This is a genomic window from Noviherbaspirillum album, from assembly GCF_035916955.1.
Classification (GTDB): Bacteria; Pseudomonadota; Gammaproteobacteria; order Burkholderiales; family Burkholderiaceae_D; genus Noviherbaspirillum; species Noviherbaspirillum album.
Genome location: NZ_JAWIIV010000006.1, coordinates 161,244 through 178,701, shown reverse-complemented (window position 1 = coordinate 178,701; position 17,458 = coordinate 161,244). Strand labels below are relative to the sequence as shown.

General features: G+C 61.0%; 15 protein-coding genes. All 15 read left to right on the top strand.

Annotation, left to right across the window (positions count from 1 at the left end; genetic code table 11):
• Positions 1-80 precede the first annotated feature (80 nt).
• Complete coding sequence (locus RY831_RS09730) at positions 81-1,631, top strand: asparagine synthase-related protein (protein ID WP_326506139.1); 1,551 nt, start codon at positions 81-83, stop codon at positions 1,629-1,631.
• Positions 1,628-3,010 carry a hypothetical protein gene (locus tag RY831_RS09725; protein WP_326506138.1) on the top strand — a complete coding sequence of 461 codons (1,383 nt, stop codon included), beginning with the start codon at positions 1,628-1,630 and terminating at the stop codon, positions 3,008-3,010. The genes RY831_RS09730 and RY831_RS09725 overlap by 4 nt, the downstream gene beginning before the upstream one ends.
• Positions 2,919-4,028, top strand: coding sequence for a glycosyltransferase family 4 protein (locus RY831_RS09720; protein WP_326506137.1), 1,110 nt, complete (start codon positions 2,919-2,921; stop codon positions 4,026-4,028). The genes RY831_RS09725 and RY831_RS09720 overlap by 92 nt, the downstream gene beginning before the upstream one ends.
• Positions 4,029-4,039: 11 nt before the next feature.
• Complete coding sequence (locus tag RY831_RS09715) at positions 4,040-5,713, top strand: hypothetical protein (RefSeq protein WP_326506136.1); 1,674 nt, start codon at positions 4,040-4,042, stop codon at positions 5,711-5,713.
• A 10-nt stretch (positions 5,714-5,723) separates the two neighbouring features.
• The gene (locus tag RY831_RS09710; RefSeq protein ID WP_326506135.1) at positions 5,724-6,947 is read left to right on the top strand and encodes a glycosyltransferase family 4 protein; all 1,224 of its coding nucleotides are present in this window, start codon (positions 5,724-5,726) and stop codon (positions 6,945-6,947) included.
• A 17-nt stretch (positions 6,948-6,964) separates the two neighbouring features.
• Entirely contained in the window at positions 6,965-7,918 is a 954-nt protein-coding gene (locus RY831_RS09705) for an NAD-dependent epimerase/dehydratase family protein (protein WP_326506134.1), read from the top strand.
• Between the two features lie 276 nt (positions 7,919-8,194).
• Positions 8,195-10,210 (top strand): polysaccharide biosynthesis protein, encoded by a 2,016-nt coding sequence (locus RY831_RS09700; RefSeq protein ID WP_326506133.1) that lies wholly within the window; start codon positions 8,195-8,197, stop codon positions 10,208-10,210.
• Complete coding sequence (locus RY831_RS09695) at positions 10,207-11,616, top strand: nucleotide sugar dehydrogenase (protein WP_326506132.1); 1,410 nt, start codon at positions 10,207-10,209, stop codon at positions 11,614-11,616. The genes RY831_RS09700 and RY831_RS09695 overlap by 4 nt, the downstream gene beginning before the upstream one ends.
• A 10-nt stretch (positions 11,617-11,626) precedes the next feature.
• Entirely contained in the window at positions 11,627-12,697 is a 1,071-nt protein-coding gene (locus tag RY831_RS09690) for a Gfo/Idh/MocA family protein (protein WP_326506131.1), read from the top strand.
• A gap of 1 nt (position 12,698) precedes the next feature.
• Positions 12,699-13,283 carry an acyltransferase gene (locus RY831_RS09685; RefSeq protein WP_326506130.1) on the top strand — a complete coding sequence of 195 codons (585 nt, stop codon included), beginning with the start codon at positions 12,699-12,701 and terminating at the stop codon, positions 13,281-13,283.
• A gap of 67 nt (positions 13,284-13,350) precedes the next feature.
• Positions 13,351-14,451: a DegT/DnrJ/EryC1/StrS family aminotransferase gene (locus tag RY831_RS09680; RefSeq protein WP_326506210.1), complete on the top strand. Its 1,101-nt coding sequence runs from the start codon at positions 13,351-13,353 to the stop codon at positions 14,449-14,451.
• A 75-nt stretch (positions 14,452-14,526) separates the two neighbouring features.
• Positions 14,527-15,087 carry a sugar transferase gene (locus RY831_RS09675; RefSeq protein WP_326506129.1) on the top strand — a complete coding sequence of 187 codons (561 nt, stop codon included), beginning with the start codon at positions 14,527-14,529 and terminating at the stop codon, positions 15,085-15,087.
• A gap of 419 nt (positions 15,088-15,506) precedes the next feature.
• Entirely contained in the window at positions 15,507-16,139 is a 633-nt protein-coding gene (gene queE, locus RY831_RS09670) for a 7-carboxy-7-deazaguanine synthase (RefSeq protein ID WP_326506128.1), read from the top strand.
• An 8-nt stretch (positions 16,140-16,147) separates the two neighbouring features.
• On the top strand, positions 16,148-16,594 hold the full coding sequence (queD, locus tag RY831_RS09665; protein ID WP_326506127.1) for a 6-carboxytetrahydropterin synthase QueD: 447 nt from the start codon (positions 16,148-16,150) through the stop codon (positions 16,592-16,594).
• Between the two features lie 7 nt (positions 16,595-16,601).
• A complete protein-coding gene (tadA, locus tag RY831_RS09660) occupies positions 16,602-17,120 on the top strand; it encodes a tRNA adenosine(34) deaminase TadA (RefSeq protein WP_326506126.1) in 519 nt (172 codons plus the stop codon).
• Positions 17,121-17,458: the final 338 nt, after the last annotated feature.

Here is a 17,458-nt window from a genome sequence, read left to right as displayed (position 1 = left end):
CCGAACATGGAATGCATAGTCGCGGTACCGCGTTCCACCGGGATCGCATGTGCAGCAGCGCGTCGGAGTTTGCAAGGCTCATGCCGGGGCCCGATGCCGGCCCTTTGGAGTGGGCCGGATTGCTGCAGCGGCTCAACGGCTTCCATGCGCTTATCCATGTGCATGCAGACCGGGTGAGCGCAGCGGTCGATCATGTCCGCAGCATTCCGCTGTTTTATGCCGAGGACAAGGGGAAGGTCTATCTCGGCGATGATGCGGAATGGGTACGGCAAGCCATCGGCGATAGCGAGATGGATGCGGTCGCACACGAGGAGTTCCGGCTTGCGGGTTACGTGACCGGCCGTGACACGCTGTACCCGCGTGTCAAGCAGTTGCAGGCCGGTGAATTGCTCCAGGTGTCGATCCGGGCTGGACAAGGGCCGCGACTGGAAATGGAAGTGAATACCTGCCGGTACTACCGCTTCCTGCACGGGAAGCCGGCGGCTTGCACAGACGACGAATTGAGCCGAACGATGAACGGCATCGCCATCGCCGCAGTCGACCGGTTGATTCAATACGCCGGCGGCCGGCAGATCGTGATCCCGCTGAGCGGCGGTTACGATTCCCGCTTCATTGCATTGATGCTGGCGAAGCGCCGTTATCCGAAGGTGCTCACATTTACCTACGGTATCCAGGGCAACAAGGAATCCGGATACAGCCGGCGCGTCGCGGAGGAGCTCGGGTTGCCCTGGCATTTCGTCGAGTACAGCGAACAGGACTGGTGCTCAGCCTGGCATACCGAGGAACGCCGTCGTTTCCAGCGCTGGGCCTCCGGCTGGAGCAGCCTGCCGCATGTGCAGGACTGGATCGCGGTGCGTGCGCTCAAGCAGCGCGGCATCGCCGAGCCGGATTGCGTGTTCGTGCCCGGGCATAGCGGAGATTTCGTCGCCGGCAGCCATATCCCGGTCGATGCCTTTTCCAGCCAGCCGGTCGATACCGCGCTTCTCGTCAGGCGTATCCTGGAGCGCCACTACGTCGTCAGCGGATCCGACATGCCCGAAAACGCAAGAATGCGATTCTGGCGCGATCGCGTGCTTGATCGCGCCGAGGTGAACAGCGTCGCCGATCATGAGCAGTTTGCCGACGCGTTCGAGAAATGGGACTGGCAGGAAAGGCAGGCCAAATACATCGTCAATTCGGTGCGGGTTTATGAATTCTTTGGATTCGACTGGTGGCTTCCGCTATGGGATGTGGACTTCATGGCATTCTGGCAGGGCGTCCCGCTGCGCTTGCGGCACGGCAGGCGCTGGTACCTGGAGCAGGTAAGGGCGGCATACGCGGATGCGACGCGCCGCGACATTGGGGAAGCGCTTCACAATTCAAGCGATATCGGCTTCATCGGCAGACTCGGACGGGCGGTGCTGAAGCAGTTGCCGGTCGAAGCCAAGCATCATCTCAAGGCATTGCGGCATGTGGTCGTACCGAGGAAGATCACCAACAGCTATCTGATTTCCCACTTGCCGAGCCAGAAGGTCGTCCGGCTGCAGCGCAGCGGTTATTCCCCGATCGGCATGCTGGTTGACGAATTCCTCGAACTGGAAATGAAGCATGGGCAAGAGGCCGCGACCCGGTACGCCGGAGAGCTTGAATGAGCAGCCATGCGAGGAACGGTGGCATACGCATTGCGGTACTGGGCCTGCACCTCCTTGCGTTCCTGCTGCTCGCGCATGGATATGAGAATTCCGTTTCGGTTATCTACGCATCGGAAGGTTTCCATTACACGCCCAATGACGACAAGTGGTTGACCGCTCTCGGACTCACCGCCGCGCTGTCGATACTGACGCCATTGCGGTCGGACCGCGCAAGTACGCTGTTCTACCACCTGGTGCTGTGCATCGTCCTGATTCCCATGCTGGTACTGTTCCATGCGGAAGATCAACCGGGTGAGTACGTCGCGCAGGTCGCGGTCGGCTATGTTCTTAGCATCTGCTTGCGTCCCTTGATGACACTGGGGCCGCCCGCCTGGCTTCGCATGTCGCCGCACGGATTGCGCCGGGCCTTCCTGGCTGTCGCGTTGCTGTACATCGCGGCCATTCTGGCCATGGGGGGCGGCCGCTATCTCAACTTCGATATGACCCGTGTCTATGATTTGCGCGCCGATGCCGCCGGTAATCTGCCTTCGTTCTTCGACTATCTATCCCCCTTGGTCAGCAAGGTCGTGGTGCCGACAGCGCTGGTGCTTTCGATCCTGCACAGACAGGTTTTTGCCGCACTGGTCTTTGCGCTGTGCTCGGTGCTGATCTTCGGACTGACCGCGCACAAGTCGCCGTTGTTCTACCCGTTGCTGGTACTCGGCGTTTATCTCGCCTCGTCCAGGAAGCAGCTTGCGCTCCTGCTTGGCGTGGCCGTCGTCGCATTGCTTGGACTGTCGCTCGCCGACTTCTGGATGGCGCGCCACTATGACGACGAAGTGTACGGCTGGACCGGAAAACTTGTGATGCGCAGGGTGTTCTTCCTGCCGGCACAACTCAACTTCATGTACTACGACTTCTTTTCCAGAAATGAATGGGTCTGGTTTTCCAACAGCAAGCTTACGCTGGGCCTCGCCAACTATCCCTACGACCTGCCGGTGACGCACCTGATCGGCCGCGAATACTTCGACAGCGAAAGCATGGGTGCCAACACCGGATGGTTCGGCAGCGGCTACATGCAGGCAGGCTTTGCCGGCGTCCTGCTGTATGCAGCAGTCATCGCCGCCGTCTTTTGCTACGTCGACGGGTGCGCGCGGCGTTCAGGAAAGCAGGCTCTGATGACGGCAGCCGTCGTCGTTCCCTTGTTCGCTTTGCTTACCTCATCGGATCTGCTGACCGCATTCTTCACGCACGGCCTGTACCTGAATCTTCTCGTACTTGCCTGCCTCATCAACAAGGAGCCCTTGCATGCACGTCGTCCATCTCACCAGCGCGCATCCTCGCTACGATACCCGCGTCTTCGTCAAGCAGTGCCGCAGCCTGGCAGCGCTGGGATATAAGGTCACGCTGGTCGTTGCCGACGGCAAGGGCGACGAGCGCAGGGATGGCGTGGAGATCATCGATGTCGGGCCGTCCCAGGGGCGGATCGACCGCATGCTCGAAAGCACCCGCAGGGTCTACACGAAAGCGCTCGCGCTGGACGCCGGTATTTACCACCTCCATGATCCGGAGCTGATTCCGTACGGACTGCGGCTCAAGCGGAGCGGAAAGACGGTGATCTTCGACGCCCACGAGGACCTGCCCAAGCAATTGCTCGGCAAGCCTTATCTCGGTCCAGTCTCGTCGCGTGCGCTGTCGGGCGTACTTGCGGCCTACGAAGCATTCGCCTCCCGCCGTTTCGACGGCATCGTGGCGGCTACGCCCAGCATCCGGGACAAGTTCCTTGCACTGAAATGCCGCAGCGTCGACATCAATAATTTTCCGATCGCCGGCGAACTGGGGATCGCCGCCGCAAGCGAAATCCAGGGCGGCCAAGGCAGGCAGGTCTGTTATGTCGGAGGCTTGACGGAAATACGTGGCGTGCGGGAGATGGTCCGCGCCGCCGCATTTCTTCGTTCGGATACGCGCATTGAGCTGGTCGGTGCTTTCAACCCGCCATTGTTGCGTGAAGAGCTGCTCGGCGAGCCGGGATGGGCACGGATAAAGGAACATGGCTATCTCGACCGGGCTGGAGTGGCACGGGTGATGCAAGGCTCTATGGCAGGGCTGGTCACCTTGCGGCCCGCGCCCAACCATATCGATTCCCAGCCCAACAAAATGTTTGAATACATGTCGGCGGGGCTGCCAGTGATTGCTTCCGACTTTCCGCTCTGGCGCGCCATCATCGAGGACAACGCTTGCGGAATCTGCGTGGACCCCGGCAATCCCCGCGCCATAGCGAATGCGATCGATTTTCTCGTCTCCAATTCCGAGATTGCCCGGCGCATGGGAGAGAGCGGACGCGAACTGGTGCGGACCCGGTACAACTGGGTCAACGAGGAAAGGAAGCTGGTGGATTTTTATGCAGCGCTCGCATGAAAGGAGCTTGCATGCATCAGGAATCACAACGGACTCTACCGCCTGTCCGGTTTGCCGCTGCCCGCATGTGGCGGCTGATCGGTCATGCACCGCGCCGGCTCATGCTGCTTGTATTCATCGGTGTCGCGGCCGAGCCGGCACATGCATCACAGCAAGAGCATGCCAAATACCTGCAGCGCAAGGCTGGCGACCGTTTCGTCTGCGGCGGAGAAATCGAGCGGCAAAGCTGGACGCTGTGGGACCGCAGCATCCGCAACTGGGTCCGAAAAAGCCTGGATGACAGGCTCAGGCGCGAAGGTGACGTCTATGTGCTGTATGACATGCAAACTTATCTGCACAATCTCGCCGCGCTGGCGCGCCGCTGCCAACGCATTGGCCGGCTGAAGGAGATGGCCTCTGCGCTAGGGCCGGCTTATCAGTCGCTTGAGGCCGGGAGCTGGCTCTCTCCGGGGCGGCGCTGGGTCTGCACGGGGGGGCGCATATGCAAGGGCCACGCCGGCTTGCTCGGACAGGAGGTGCAGTTGGTCAGCGTGCAATTCCTGGGACTGACTTCCTCCATCGCCAATGCGCTCGCGACGGCACGGCAACCCCTGGATGAAGAAGCCAGAATATTCATCCGGACAACGTCAAGCGTCATAGCCGAGCACATGCAGCGCTGGGGTAACCGCAAGGCGATTGACAGGCTGGCGGATGCGGCCGGCGCAAGCGCGGACGATGTGAAGTCGGGATCGACCGGCCTGCTGTTTACCGACAAGCCGCTATGGATGATCGGCATCTATGCGGAATGGGCCGGCATGCTGGATGGCGGGCATGGACAATATGGAAGGCAGGGAAAACAAGGCGAACAAGAAAAGCACAACGAAGCGCAACCGCAACGGCCAAGCCATGATGAACTGGAAGCAATGGCCAGGCATCTGCGCGTGCTGCTGAAAGCGTTTAACGCTCGCCTGACATACCGGACCGTACATCATGCCCAAGGCGGTGAATTGAAGATCGCCGAACTCGATCGCGGCTACTGGCGGCTATTCCGGGATCATCGCTACGCGGGGTATGAAGGGATGGAAAAGCCGCTGCTCTGTCCCGACAAGGATAAATTGCGCACCGCGGGAGCGGCACCGAATCCGGCCCCCTTGCAGCGTATCGATGCCGCATCCATCCCCAGGCGGCCCGAGGTCGGCTGGGATCTGAGCCATGGGCGTCGACTGGTCCCGGTTCTCGATGCGCTGGAACGCAACCGCACGGTCGTGACTAATGTTTTTAATCTGACACCTAAGGAATTGCCGCCGGATGACCTGGTCGTTCGGTTTGCCAATGCGCTGGTCGCGTTGTCCTGGAACGCCGATGTCAAGCAGCCGCTGTTCAGGAATTATCTCAGCGGCGCCAATGGCTGGTACCGCGTCGGGTACGCGACCGCGGGCAATTGCAATGAAGGAACGCCACCGTTCGGACTGAGCGAGTCCTTTGTCACGGGAGGGTACGCGGCATGGGGCCGAGAGCAGGCCATCATCAGACAGCTCGGGCGCCGCCTGTACCAGATGACCGCGCAGCCCGGGCAGACGGACAAACACGGCGGTGATTTCATCGCGCAGCATTACCCGGCTTTTTCGCCGTCGTCGCCACCGATGGTGAAATCGCTTTCCAATCTGATGTTCCTGCCGTCGCTCGTCGGCGTTGCTGGAGAATGAGGAGACAGGCATGCGTATTCTGATCGTCAATCACTATTCCGGATCTTCGGTGCTGGGCATGGGTTATCGCCACTTCTACATGGCGAGGGAACTGCAGGCGCTCGGACACGAGGTATTGATCGTTGCCTCCCGCTTTTCGCACCTGCGCACCAGCCAGCCCGAGCGTCCCGGCCCGGCCTGGAGCGAGCACTGCGGCGTACCGCACCTGTGGCTCGCGGGCTGCGCCTATCCCGGCAATGGCGTCCGGCGTCTGCTGAACATGTTCGGCTTTGCCGGCGACTTGTGGCGCAATGCGGCAGCGATCGCCCGCGAGCAGCGGCCCGATGTCGTCCTGGCATCGTCGCCGCACCCGCTCGGCGTCTACGGCGCTTCGCGTATCGCCAGGCTGGCGAATGCACGCTTCGTCTTCGAGATCCGCGACCTCTGGCCCCTGAGCCTGATCGAACTCGGCGCCATTCCGCAAAGGCATCCGCTGATCCGCCTGCTGGACCATGCCGAATCCTTTGGCTGCCGGCGCGCGCACAAGGTGGTTTCGCTGCTGCCTTGCGTGCATGAGTACATGCGCGCGCGCGGCGTCGGCGAAGAGCGCTGGATGGTCATTCCCAATGGAGTGGTGCCGGGAGATTGGAAGGAGCCTTGGGCGGCGCTGCCCGAGGCAATGCACCGATTCCTGGGAGGGTTGCGCCTGCGCGGGTTCCAGATTGTCGGCTACGCGGGCGCGCTCGGTATTCCTAATGAAATGGATACGCTGCTGAGCGCGGCAAGGCGCATGCGGAAACGCGAGATCGCTTTCGTGGTGGTCGGCAACGGGGCTCATAAAAAGACGCTACAGCAGCGCGTCGCGGCGGAGGGCTTGCACCATGTGCATTTTTTCGATCCCATTCCAAAGGACCAGATTCCAGCCCTGCTGCAATGGTTCGATGTTGCCTACATCGGCTGGCAGAAGCAACCCTTGTACCGTTTCGGCATCGCACCCAACAAGCTGATGGATTACATGATGGCCGGCACGCCGGTTCTGCATGCCGTCGAAGCCGGCAATGATGCCGTCGCCGAGGCGGGATGCGGGCTTACCGTCACGCCGGCCGATGCGGACGCGGTCGCCGCCGGCCTGCAGCGACTGCTTGCTTTGAGCGAGGGGGAGCGCAGGGTGATGGGGCAGCGCGGCCGGGAGTTCGTACTGCGCAATCACAGTTATCCAATGCTGGCGCAGCGCTTGCTGCAGGCATGCGCATGAGTCGGGGAGGGCAGGGCATGTCGCGCATCGCCATCATCGGAGCATCGGGAGAGCTCGGCTACAGGCTGGTTCAACGATTGTGCAGCCGGCATTCCATCGTGGCCATCGTGCGCCGCGCGGACAAGCGTGACTTCGCTGCCTGCGTTGGTCGAGACAAGAACGAGACGCACACGGCAGATCCGCCTAAGGAAGATACGCCTAAGGAAGAGCCGCACAAGATCGAGGTACGGGTAGTCCGGGATATCGGCAATACGAATGCGCTCTGCGCTGCGCTCGATGGCTGCGATGCAGTGATCAATGCCGGCTATATCTGGTTTGCGCAGGCGATCAATGAGGCGATGGCGCAATGCAAGGCACCGCCGCGTCACATTGTCTTCACCGGCTCGACTGGCATCTATACGCGCCTTCCGTCTGAAAGCGCGCAGCGCAAGCGGCTGGCGGAAGACTACATACGACAGCATTTCCATAGCCACTGGACCATCATTCGCCCGACCATGATCTACGGGCACAAGGATGACCGCAATATCTCGCGGCTGGTGCGTGCGGTCGACCGGCTGCGCGTGTTTCCACTGATCGGCGATGGAGACAGCCTGATACAGCCAGTCTTCATCCACGACCTGGTGAAGGCCTACGAGATCGCGCTGCTCAATGAGCGCTGCTACAACAGGATCTATGACGTAGCGGGCGGCCGGGCCTATTCCAATCGCGAGTTGATCCGGTGCGCGGCCGACAGCATCGGAAAGAAAACGCTATTCCTTCCCGTGCCGGCACGCTTGATCAGCCTGGCCGTGCGCTTGCTGGGGCGCCTGCGCCTGAGCCCGATCTCGCAGGAGCAGGTGCTGCGCTTCCAGGAGAACAAGGATGTCGATCTGCTTCCCTTTGTCGACGAGTTCAAGTATGTGCCTCGAAATTTCGAGCAGGGGATAGGCGAGCTGGTCCATGAAATGAAGCAGCACGGCATGCTGCGTTAATTACGTGGCTCGACCTTAATGCGCAATACCGAGCGAATGTCACAGATTGCATATCGCGCGATTAAATCATATGCGCGGTTACCCGCTTCCACATTAAGAACTGTACATCGAAAGTCTTAAGGCAAGCGCATGTTAAACATGCATACAGATCGAAAATCGGTAATTTTTTAATTTAACTTTAACGTCTAGACTGCTCTAGGCCGGTCGAGCTGCGACAAGCTGCAGCATTTAATCAAGTCATTACACCCGCTGCATGCTCAACGATATGGAGAGCCTATGAATTACAAGCTGCCGTCGACGCATCTTCTTCGCAGAGAACTGCTTTCCCTTCGCCGCACCGCCAAGGTTATTACGATGCTGGGGGCTGATATCCTCGCGCTGCCTTGCTGCTTTCAGCTGGCGATGCTGCTGCGTGTCGGACCGACGGACTTTCTGCTCGGTGGCTGGACCACATCCACAGTGATCGCCTTGGCCTCCATGCTCGCCTTTCGCATCGCAGGCCTGTATGACGCCGTCATCCGCTTCATCGATTTCCGCCTGCTGGTCGGCGCCGGGATGGGTCTCGGCGCTGTCATCCTCGCGTTCTATGCCGCGGCCGCTTATTTCTCCTATCATGGAATTCCGCACACCGCGCTCGTCATTTACTGGTTCATCGCCTTGTCCTATGTGGCGCTGTCGCGCATGAGCGCACGCCTGCTGCTGTGCGAGGGAGGCGCGCTGCAGCCAAAAGATTCTAGCTGCACCGTCGCGATTTACGGTGCGGGTACTGCCGGCGTCAAGCTGGCATTGGCGATGCGCCGCAGCGGCAAGTACCGGCCGCTATGCTTTTTCGATGACATGGCAGGATTGGATCGTCGCAACGTCGCGGGATTGACCGTGTTCCATTCCAGCAGAATTGCCGAGGTCGTCGATCGGCGCGGCATCGACATGGTGGTGATCGCGATTCCCTCCGCCACATCGGATCAGCGGCGCGACATCTTGTACCGTACGCGCCAGTGCAACGTGCCGGTCAAGACTCTCTACAGCATGCTGGAACTGGCCGATGTCGGAATCACGACCCACTCGATCCGCGATGTCAAGATCGAGGATCTGCTGGGCCGTCCGCCCATCCGTCCTCAACCCGATCTGTTCGCGAAATGCGTGCGCGGGCAAAACGTGCTGGTGACCGGCGCCGGCGGCTCGATCGGCAGCGAACTGTGCCGCCAGATCATGAGCGTCGGCCCGAGCGAGCTGCACATGCTCGACCATAGCGAGTATGCGCTGTATGCGATCGAGCAGGAACTCGCGGGGCGCTATCCGGGAAAACTGATCCGCTGCCACCTGGGCACGGTCTGTGACAGCGATGTCGTCGAGCGCATCCTGCGCGACAACGCGATCGACACCATCTACCATGCCGCCGCCTACAAGCATGTGCCGCTGGTGGAGAGCAATGTGGCCGAGGGCGTGCGCGCCAATGTGCTTGGCGCCCAGGTGGTTGCCGATGCCGCATCCAGGTTCCATGTAAAGACCTGCGTGCTGATCTCGACCGACAAGGCGGTACGCCCCACCAGCATCATGGGTGCAAGCAAGCGCATCGCCGAACTGATTTTCCAGGCGGCCGCAATGCGGTCCGGCAGTCGCACCACCTACTGCATGGTCCGCTTCGGCAACGTGCTGGGCTCTTCCGGTTCGGTGATCCCGCTGTTCAAGAAGCAGATCGCCCAAGGTGGACCGATCACGATCACGCATCCGGATGTGGTTCGTTACTTCATGTCGATTCCCGAAGCCGCGCAGCTGGTGATGCAGGCCGGCGCGATGGCCACCGGCGGCGACGTGTTCGTCATGGACATGGGCGAGCAGGTCAGAATCGCGGACCTCGCGCGCACCTTGATCGCCATGTGCGGCCTGAGCGAAAAGAGCCCGTCGAACCCGGATGGGGATATCGAGATCCGCTTCGTCGGACTTCGTCCCGGCGAAAAGCTTTACGAAGAACTGTTCGCGGGAAACGATGCGGTGCCGAGCCGTCATCCGCGCATCATGACTACCTCCGAATACACGGTCGAACCCGAGCAGCTGCGCCAGCAACTGGCGTATCTGCTCCTGGCCTGCAGCAGCAACGACCGCAACATGATTCTGTTCCTGGTCCAGAAGCTGGTGCGCGGTTATACGCCGCACAGCATGACTACCCAAGCCCGAGATAAAACAGCGGACGCGGAAGTTGCCAATGGCGTTACTTCCGACCTGTCCGCGATTCCACTGGCGCTGGCAAACCGCCAAGCCGCCATATACCACCCGAGAAAGGCCATCAAATGAAAGACGAAACGCTGCAGCTCGAATCCACATTGCCCGGAGAAGTCGCCGAGAGCGCCGGACTTCGCGCCACGCTTAATCTTGCCACACTGCCGGAAACCGGCGCCTTGCAGCGACTGCTGCGCAAGGTGGAGAGCCGCACCGCCGTGATCGGCATCGTCGGGCTCGGCTATGTCGGCCTGCCGCTGATGCTGCGCTATACCTATGCGGGCTTCAAGGTGATCGGCTTCGATATCGATGCCGACAAGGTCGCCAAGCTGAATCGCGGTGAAAGCTATATCGAGCATATCGAGGCGCAGTCCGTCGGTGAGGCCGTCGCTCGTGGCTTCCAGGCCACCAGCAATTTCTCCCGCGCTGCCGAAGCGGATGCCTTGATCATCTGCGTGCCGACGCCGCTCAATGGCTATCGCGAGCCGGACCTGAGCTTCATTCTCGGCACTGCCGATGCGCTGGTGCCGGCCATGCGTCCCGGGCAGGTACTATCGCTCGAAAGCACGACCTATCCCGGCACGACGGAGGAGGAACTCAGGCCGCGGCTGGAAGAGCGCGGTTTCGAAGTCGGAAGGGATGTCTTCCTGGTGTTTTCCCCGGAACGGGAAGATCCGGGCAATGCCCAGTTCAAGACCCGTTCGATTCCGAAGATAGTGGGCGGTTCGACGCCGGCCTGCCGCGAAGCGGGCCTGGCGCTCTACGGTGCGGCCGTCGACCGCGTGGTCCCGGTCAGCTCGACCCGCGCCGCCGAACTGACCAAGCTGCTGGAAAACATACATCGCGCAGTCAATATCGGACTTGTCAACGAGATGAAGATCATCGCCGACCGCATGGGGATCGATATCTATGAAGTCATCCACGCCGCCGCCACCAAGCCATTCGGCTTCACGCCGTACTTTCCAGGACCCGGGCTGGGCGGCCACTGCATCCCCATCGATCCGTTCTACCTGACGTGGAAGGCTCGCCAGTACGGCTTGCATACGCGGTTCATCGAGCTGGCCGGCGAGATCAACGACGACATGCCGGGCTGGGTGATCGGGAAGGTCGTCGATACGCTCAACGAGAGGGGCCTCGCGCTCAAGGGAAGCCGGATCATGGTGCTCGGCATCACCTACAAGAAGAATGTGGACGACATGCGCGAATCGCCCTCGGTGCGGCTGATGGAAATGCTGCGCGAGAAGGGCGTGGAGGTGTCTTATTCCGATCCGCATGTGCCGGTCTTTCCCAAGATGCGGGAACATCGCTTCGACCTGCAAAGCACGCCGCTGACGGCGGACAGCATTGCTCGGCAGGACCTGCTGCTGCTCGCCACCAATCATGATGCCTTCGATTACGAATTCATCGGCAAGCATGCGAAGGTCATCGTCGATACCCGCGGCGTGTATTCCGGCGCTCGTGGCAACGTCGTCAAATCGTAAGGAGGGGCCTATGGACAATTTTTCATCAACCGCAACCCTTCGCGGCAGGGACAAGCTGCGCTTCGCGCTGGTGGGTTGCGGGCGCATTGCCAGAAACCATTTCAGCGCCTTGCAGCAGCATGCCGACAGGTGCGAACTGGTCGGTGTCTGCGATACCGACGGCCGGGCGCTGGAAGACGCGGTGGAACTGACCCGGGCCAAGCCGTATCGCAGCCTGTCGGGCCTGTTGTCCGACTGCGCCGCCGATGCGGTGATCCTCACCACGCCGTCCGGCCTGCATTCCAGCCAGGCGATTGCGGTGGCGGCCGCCGGCCGCCATGTCATCACGGAAAAGCCGATGGCAACCCGCTGGGAGGATGGAAAACGCATGGTCGCCGCTTGCGATGACGCTCGCGTGAAGCTCTTCGTCGTCAAGCAGAATCGACGCAATGCAACACTGCAGCTGTTGAAGAAGGCCTTGAACGAGGGACGCTTCGGCCGGGTGCACATGGTTAACGTGAATGTCTTCTGGTCCCGGCCGCAGGAATACTACGATAGCGCCAGGTGGCGCGGTACCTGGGAATACGACGGCGGCGCTTTCATGAACCAGGCCAGCCACTACGTCGACCTTCTGGAATGGCTGGTCGGGCCGGTGGAAAGCCTGCACGCCTACACCGCCACCCAGGCGCGCAACATCGAAGTCGAGGACAGTGGGGTCATGTGCCTGCGCTGGCGTAACGGCGCGCTCGGTTCGGTGAATGTCACGATGCTGACCTATCCGAAGAACATGGAGGGCAGCATCACGGTGCTGGGCGACAAGGGGACGGTACGCATCGGCGGCGTCGCGCTCAACGAAGTGCTGCACTGGGAATTTTCGGATCGAGCCGAAGCGGACGAGGAGGTCAAGGCCGCCAGTTACCAGACCGGTTCCGTCTACGGATTCGGACACGCCCAGTATTACGATAACGTGATCGGCACCTTGCGCGGCGAGGAAGAAGCCCAGACCGACGGCCGCGAAGGATTGAAAACGCTGGAAGTGCTGATCGCGACCTACCTGTCGGCGCGCGACGGCAGGCGTGTCGCCTTGCCGCTGGAGTACTGACATGGCGGCCGCGATACATGGCAGCGCGATTGTCGATAACGGCGCCGTGCTGGGGGAAGGCACGCGCGTCTGGCATTTCAGTCATGTCTGCGCCGGGGCTCGCATCGGGCGAGACTGTTCGCTGGGACAAAACGTGTTCGTCGCCGGCGATGTCGAAATCGGCGACAACGTCAAGATCCAGAACAATGTGTCGGTTTATGACGCGGTAAGGATAGAGGACGACGTGTTCTGCGGTCCCAGCATGGTCTTTACCAATGTCTACAATCCGCGTTCCGCCGTCAGCCGCAAGCACGAATACCGGCGCACGCTGATCCGGCGCGGCGCGACGCTCGGCGCCAACACTACCGTCGTCTGCGGCAGCACCATCGGCGCCTATGCGTTCGTCGCCGCCGGCGCGGTGGTCAATCGCGACGTGCCCGATTTCGCGCTGGTCGCGGGCGTGCCCGCCCGCCATATCGGCTGGATGAGCCGGCATGGCGAACGACTCGACCTGCCGCTCAAGGGCAGCGGCGAAACCACCTGTCCCCATACCGGGGACCTTTATATTTTGAAGGAGGATGTCTGTGTCCTATCCGAGCCACGCTGAGTCTCCATCCACATCACTTGCACCCAACTTCGCCGCCATGGCTGCCGCAGGCTCTTCCCCGGCGGTACTGGAGTTTACCGATCTGAAGGCCCAGTACCGGGAAATGCGCAGCGATATCGCTGCCCGTATCCAGACGGTGCTGGACCATGGCCATTACATCATGGGGCCGGAAGTCGAGGAGCTTGAGCAGAGGCTTGCCGCCTTTACCGGCGCGAGACACTGCATCTCCGTCTCGTCGGGCACCGAAGCCCTGCTGATCGCGCTGATGGCGATCGGCGTCCGGCCGGGCGATGAAATCATCACCACGCCGTTCTCCTTCGTGGCGACGGCGGAGGTGATCGTGATGCTGGGCGCAATCCCGGTCTTCGCCGACATCGAGCCCGATACCTGCCTGATCAGTGCGGCTCGGATCGAAGACTGCATCACCCCGAGAACCCGCGCCATCATTCCGGTATCGCTTTACGGCCAGGCCGCCGACATGGACGAGATCAATGCCATCGCCCGGCGCCATGGACTGGTCGTGATCGAGGATGCCGCGCAAAGCCTCGGCGCGACCTACAAGGGCCGCCGCAGCTGCAACCTCTCCACCATCGGCTGCACCAGCTTTTTTCCGAGCAAGCCACTGGGATGCTACGGCGACGGCGGCGCCGTCTTTACGAGCGATCCCGACCTCGCCAAGGCGATGCGGGAAATACGCATTCACGGACAGTCGCAGCGCTACGTGCACACCCGTGTCGGGGTCGGCGGCCGCATGGACACGCTGCAGTGCGCGATCGTGCTTGCCAAGTTCGATTACTTCGACTGGGAAATCGAGCAGCGCATCCGCATCGGCGCCCGCTACAACACCCTGCTCAAGGACAAGGTGCAAGCGATCGCCCAGCGCCAGGATCGCACCGGTGTCTTTGGCCAGTACACCATCGCTGTGGACAACCGCCCGGTGGTCCAGGAGGTGCTGAAGCAGGCCGGTGTTCCCACTGCGATTCATTACCCGGTGCCGATACCGATGCAGGTTGCCTATGCCAGCTTCAATACCAGTCCGCGATTCCCGGTCGCCGAAGCGATGTCCGAACGGGTACTTAGCCTGCCGATGGGACCCTACCTGTCGGACCGGGACCAGGACCGCGTGGTCGAAGCCGTCGTCAAGGCGGTCGAACAGGCGCGGCATTAATACCCATGCCATGCCTATCACCCTCGCCGAGATCCGTGATTGGCCCTCAACGATGAACCTAGCGATGATTTGCACATGAAACGACTTGTCGACTTCTCCCTTGCATTGTTGCTAATGCTGGCGTTGCTGATTCCATTTCTCGTGCTCGCCGTCATGGTGTGGCTGTCTTCTGGCGGACCGGTGTTCTACTGGTCCGACCGCATCGGCTCCGGCAATCACGTGTTCCGCATGCCTAAGTTTCGCACCATGCGGGCCGATACCCCGGTGCTGGCCACCCATCTGCTGAACGATCCCGCGCTCTACCTGACGCCGCTCGGCGGTTTCCTGCGCCGCAGCAGCCTGGATGAATTGCCCCAGTTGTGGAGCATCCTCAAGGGAGATATGAGCTTTGTCGGACCGCGTCCTGCGCTGTACAACCAGACCGACCTGATCGCGCTGCGCACCCGGCATGGGGTGCACGAACTGAAGCCCGGCCTCACCGGCTGGGCGCAGGTGAACGGAAGGGACGAGCTGAGCATTGCCGAAAAGGTCAGGCTGGACGTGGAATACCTGCAGCGGCATTCGCCTGCCTTCGACCTGAAGATACTGGTGCTCACCGCACTGAAGGTCGTTCGGCGAGAGGGCGTATCACACTGACCACGCATGCACGTCGTATTTCAGGGCTAGATACTTGCCGGCCCTTCCTTTCACCGTCGTTGCAAGGTTGCAAACGTCAGCCGTTGGCACCTTAGCGGACGCTCTCCCAGCGCATGCCTGCCGCCCATTGCTCGGATCGCCGCATATTCCTGTTATATGCGCACAATGCCGGGCGATTTCTCCGTTCATGCGAAAATAGCGGTCTGACCCGAAATTCACGGACAATTTCCCTTTTTGCCATTCCGCCTGCCGGACTCGACGAGCGTCAGCCGCCGTCACGTCTCCGTTACGCTATTTCGCCATGAGATCATGACACCTTGTCACCGTGGTCTTGCGTTAGAGCGGCCGGGCAGCCTAGCGGCGCAGCGGTATATCGGGGCGGTGCGGCACGTCCCATCGATTTTCTCTAGGAACGCATTTTGACGTACAGTGTGAAAGAAATTTTTTATACGCTGCAGGGCGAAGGCACCCATGCGGGCCGCCCGGCCGTATTCTGCCGTTTTTCCGGCTGCAACCTTTGGTCCGGTCGTGAAGCGGACCGTGCCGAGGCGGTGTGCAAGTTCTGCGATACCGACTTCGTCGGCACCAACGGGGAGCGCGGCGGCAAGTATGATTCCGATGCGCTTGCGGGGACGATAGACTCGCTCTGGCCGTCCAGCTACGCGGCGAGCAAATTCGTCGTGTTCACCGGCGGCGAACCGCTGCTTCAGCTCGACACGCCGCTGCTCGACGCCATGCATGCGCGCGGCTTTGAAATTGCGATCGAAACCAATGGCACGCTGCCGGTGCCCTCGGGCGTGGACTGGATCTGCGTGAGCCCGAAACTCGGTTCGCAGCTGAAGGTCACCAAGGGCAACGAACTCAAGGTCGTCATACCCCAGAACGGCCAGCCGCTTGACGAATATGCATCGCTCGACTTCGAGCATTTTTACCTGCAGCCGATGGACGGGCCCGATGCCGCCCGCAACACGCAGCTGGCCATCGACACCTGCAAGCGAAATCCGCGCTGGAAGCTGAGCATCCAGACGCACAAGTTACTGCAAATACCCTGAACAACCCAATGCTGACGATTACAAGAAAACTCGAATTCGATGCGGGCCACCGTATTCCCGATCACAAGAGCCAGTGCCGCAACCTGCATGGCCATCGCTATACGCTGGAAATCACTCTGGTCGGTGCGGTCATCGAGGAAGAGGGCAGTTCCGACAACGGCATGATCATGGACTTTTCCGACGTGAAGACGCTGGCGAAGCAGCACCTGGTCGATGTCTGGGACCATGCCTTCCTCGCCTACGAAAAGGATACCGCCGTGCTCGAATTCCTGGCCAGCCTGCCAGGACACAAGACGGTGGTGATTGACCGCATTCCCACGGTGGAAAACCTCGCGCGCACTGCCTTCGATATTCTCAAGAGCGCATTCCATGACCATTACGGCACCGGGCTGCGCCTGCAGAAGCTGGTATTGCACGAAACGCCCAACTGCTGGGCTGAAATCACGGCGGATTGAGGCAGCGATGGATGATGCGGTCTTCATGCAGCAGGCCATCTCCCAGGCGCACAATGCCTGGGCGCTGGGCGAAGTGCCGGTCGGCGCCGTGGTGGTCAAGGATGGCGCGGTGATCGCTACCGGATTCAATCAGCCCATTGGTACGCACGACCCGACGGCGCACGCGGAAATCATGGCCCTGCGCGCGGCAGCCAGCATCCTGGGCAATTACCGTTTGCCCGGCTGTGAGCTGTTTGTCACGCTGGAGCCGTGTGCCATGTGCTCGGGAGCGATGATGCATGCGCGGCTGGCGCGGGTGGTGTACGGGGCTCCCGATCCCAAGACGGGGGCCTGCGGCTCCATCGTCGATCTGTTTGCACAGGAACGCCTGAACCATCATGCCGAGGTTGTCGGCGGCGTACTTGCCGAAGAATGCGGAAACCTGCTGCGCGCCTTCTTCGCCGAGCGCCGGCGGGCGCTGCAGCGCAAGCTCGCAGTCAGTCCGATGCCGCCCGAATTGTCGGGCAGCGATGCGCCGCTCGATTGAGATCGAGTGCCGGTCTGCGCAGCCACGGGCGCATGTGTATGCTATGGAACGGAAGCACAATCGGGCCGAGCGCCGGCCAGATTTCTTGAAATCAATAAATTGTCTTATTGCTTCAGGCGGCAGGAAGTTTTTGCCATCGAGTGGAGACGGAATTACATCCGCGTCCCCGGGCATGACGATGGCGTCGGGATTTTGTTCAGGCACGTTGCTTGCTGAGTACGCAATGACTGTTAACTTCAAGCATCTTGGAGAGCGGGTTTGCATTTCGTACATGCCGATGCCGCAGGTGGATCAAGACGCTGAACGTCAACATGGATCAACAATCAAGCCACCGCCGA

Excerpts from the sequence above, each read along its gene's own strand:
- RY831_RS09730 (WP_326506139.1), top strand. The coding sequence starts at position 81 with ATGCCGGGGCCCGATGCCGGCCCTTTGGAGTGGGCCGGATTGCTGCAG.
- RY831_RS09725 (WP_326506138.1), top strand. The coding sequence starts at position 1,628 with ATGAGCAGCCATGCGAGGAACGGTGGCATACGCATTGCGGTACTGGGC.
- RY831_RS09720 (WP_326506137.1), top strand. The coding sequence starts at position 2,919 with ATGCACGTCGTCCATCTCACCAGCGCGCATCCTCGCTACGATACCCGC.
- RY831_RS09715 (WP_326506136.1), top strand. The coding sequence starts at position 4,040 with ATGCATCAGGAATCACAACGGACTCTACCGCCTGTCCGGTTTGCCGCT.
- RY831_RS09710 (WP_326506135.1), top strand. The coding sequence starts at position 5,724 with ATGCGTATTCTGATCGTCAATCACTATTCCGGATCTTCGGTGCTGGGC.
- RY831_RS09705 (WP_326506134.1), top strand. The coding sequence starts at position 6,965 with ATGTCGCGCATCGCCATCATCGGAGCATCGGGAGAGCTCGGCTACAGG.
- RY831_RS09700 (WP_326506133.1), top strand. The coding sequence starts at position 8,195 with ATGAATTACAAGCTGCCGTCGACGCATCTTCTTCGCAGAGAACTGCTT.
- RY831_RS09695 (WP_326506132.1), top strand. The coding sequence starts at position 10,207 with ATGAAAGACGAAACGCTGCAGCTCGAATCCACATTGCCCGGAGAAGTC.
- RY831_RS09690 (WP_326506131.1), top strand. The coding sequence starts at position 11,627 with ATGGACAATTTTTCATCAACCGCAACCCTTCGCGGCAGGGACAAGCTG.
- RY831_RS09685 (WP_326506130.1), top strand. The coding sequence starts at position 12,699 with ATGGCGGCCGCGATACATGGCAGCGCGATTGTCGATAACGGCGCCGTG.
- RY831_RS09675 (WP_326506129.1), top strand. The coding sequence starts at position 14,527 with ATGAAACGACTTGTCGACTTCTCCCTTGCATTGTTGCTAATGCTGGCG.
- queD (WP_326506127.1), top strand. The coding sequence starts at position 16,148 with ATGCTGACGATTACAAGAAAACTCGAATTCGATGCGGGCCACCGTATT.
- tadA (WP_326506126.1), top strand. The coding sequence starts at position 16,602 with ATGGATGATGCGGTCTTCATGCAGCAGGCCATCTCCCAGGCGCACAAT.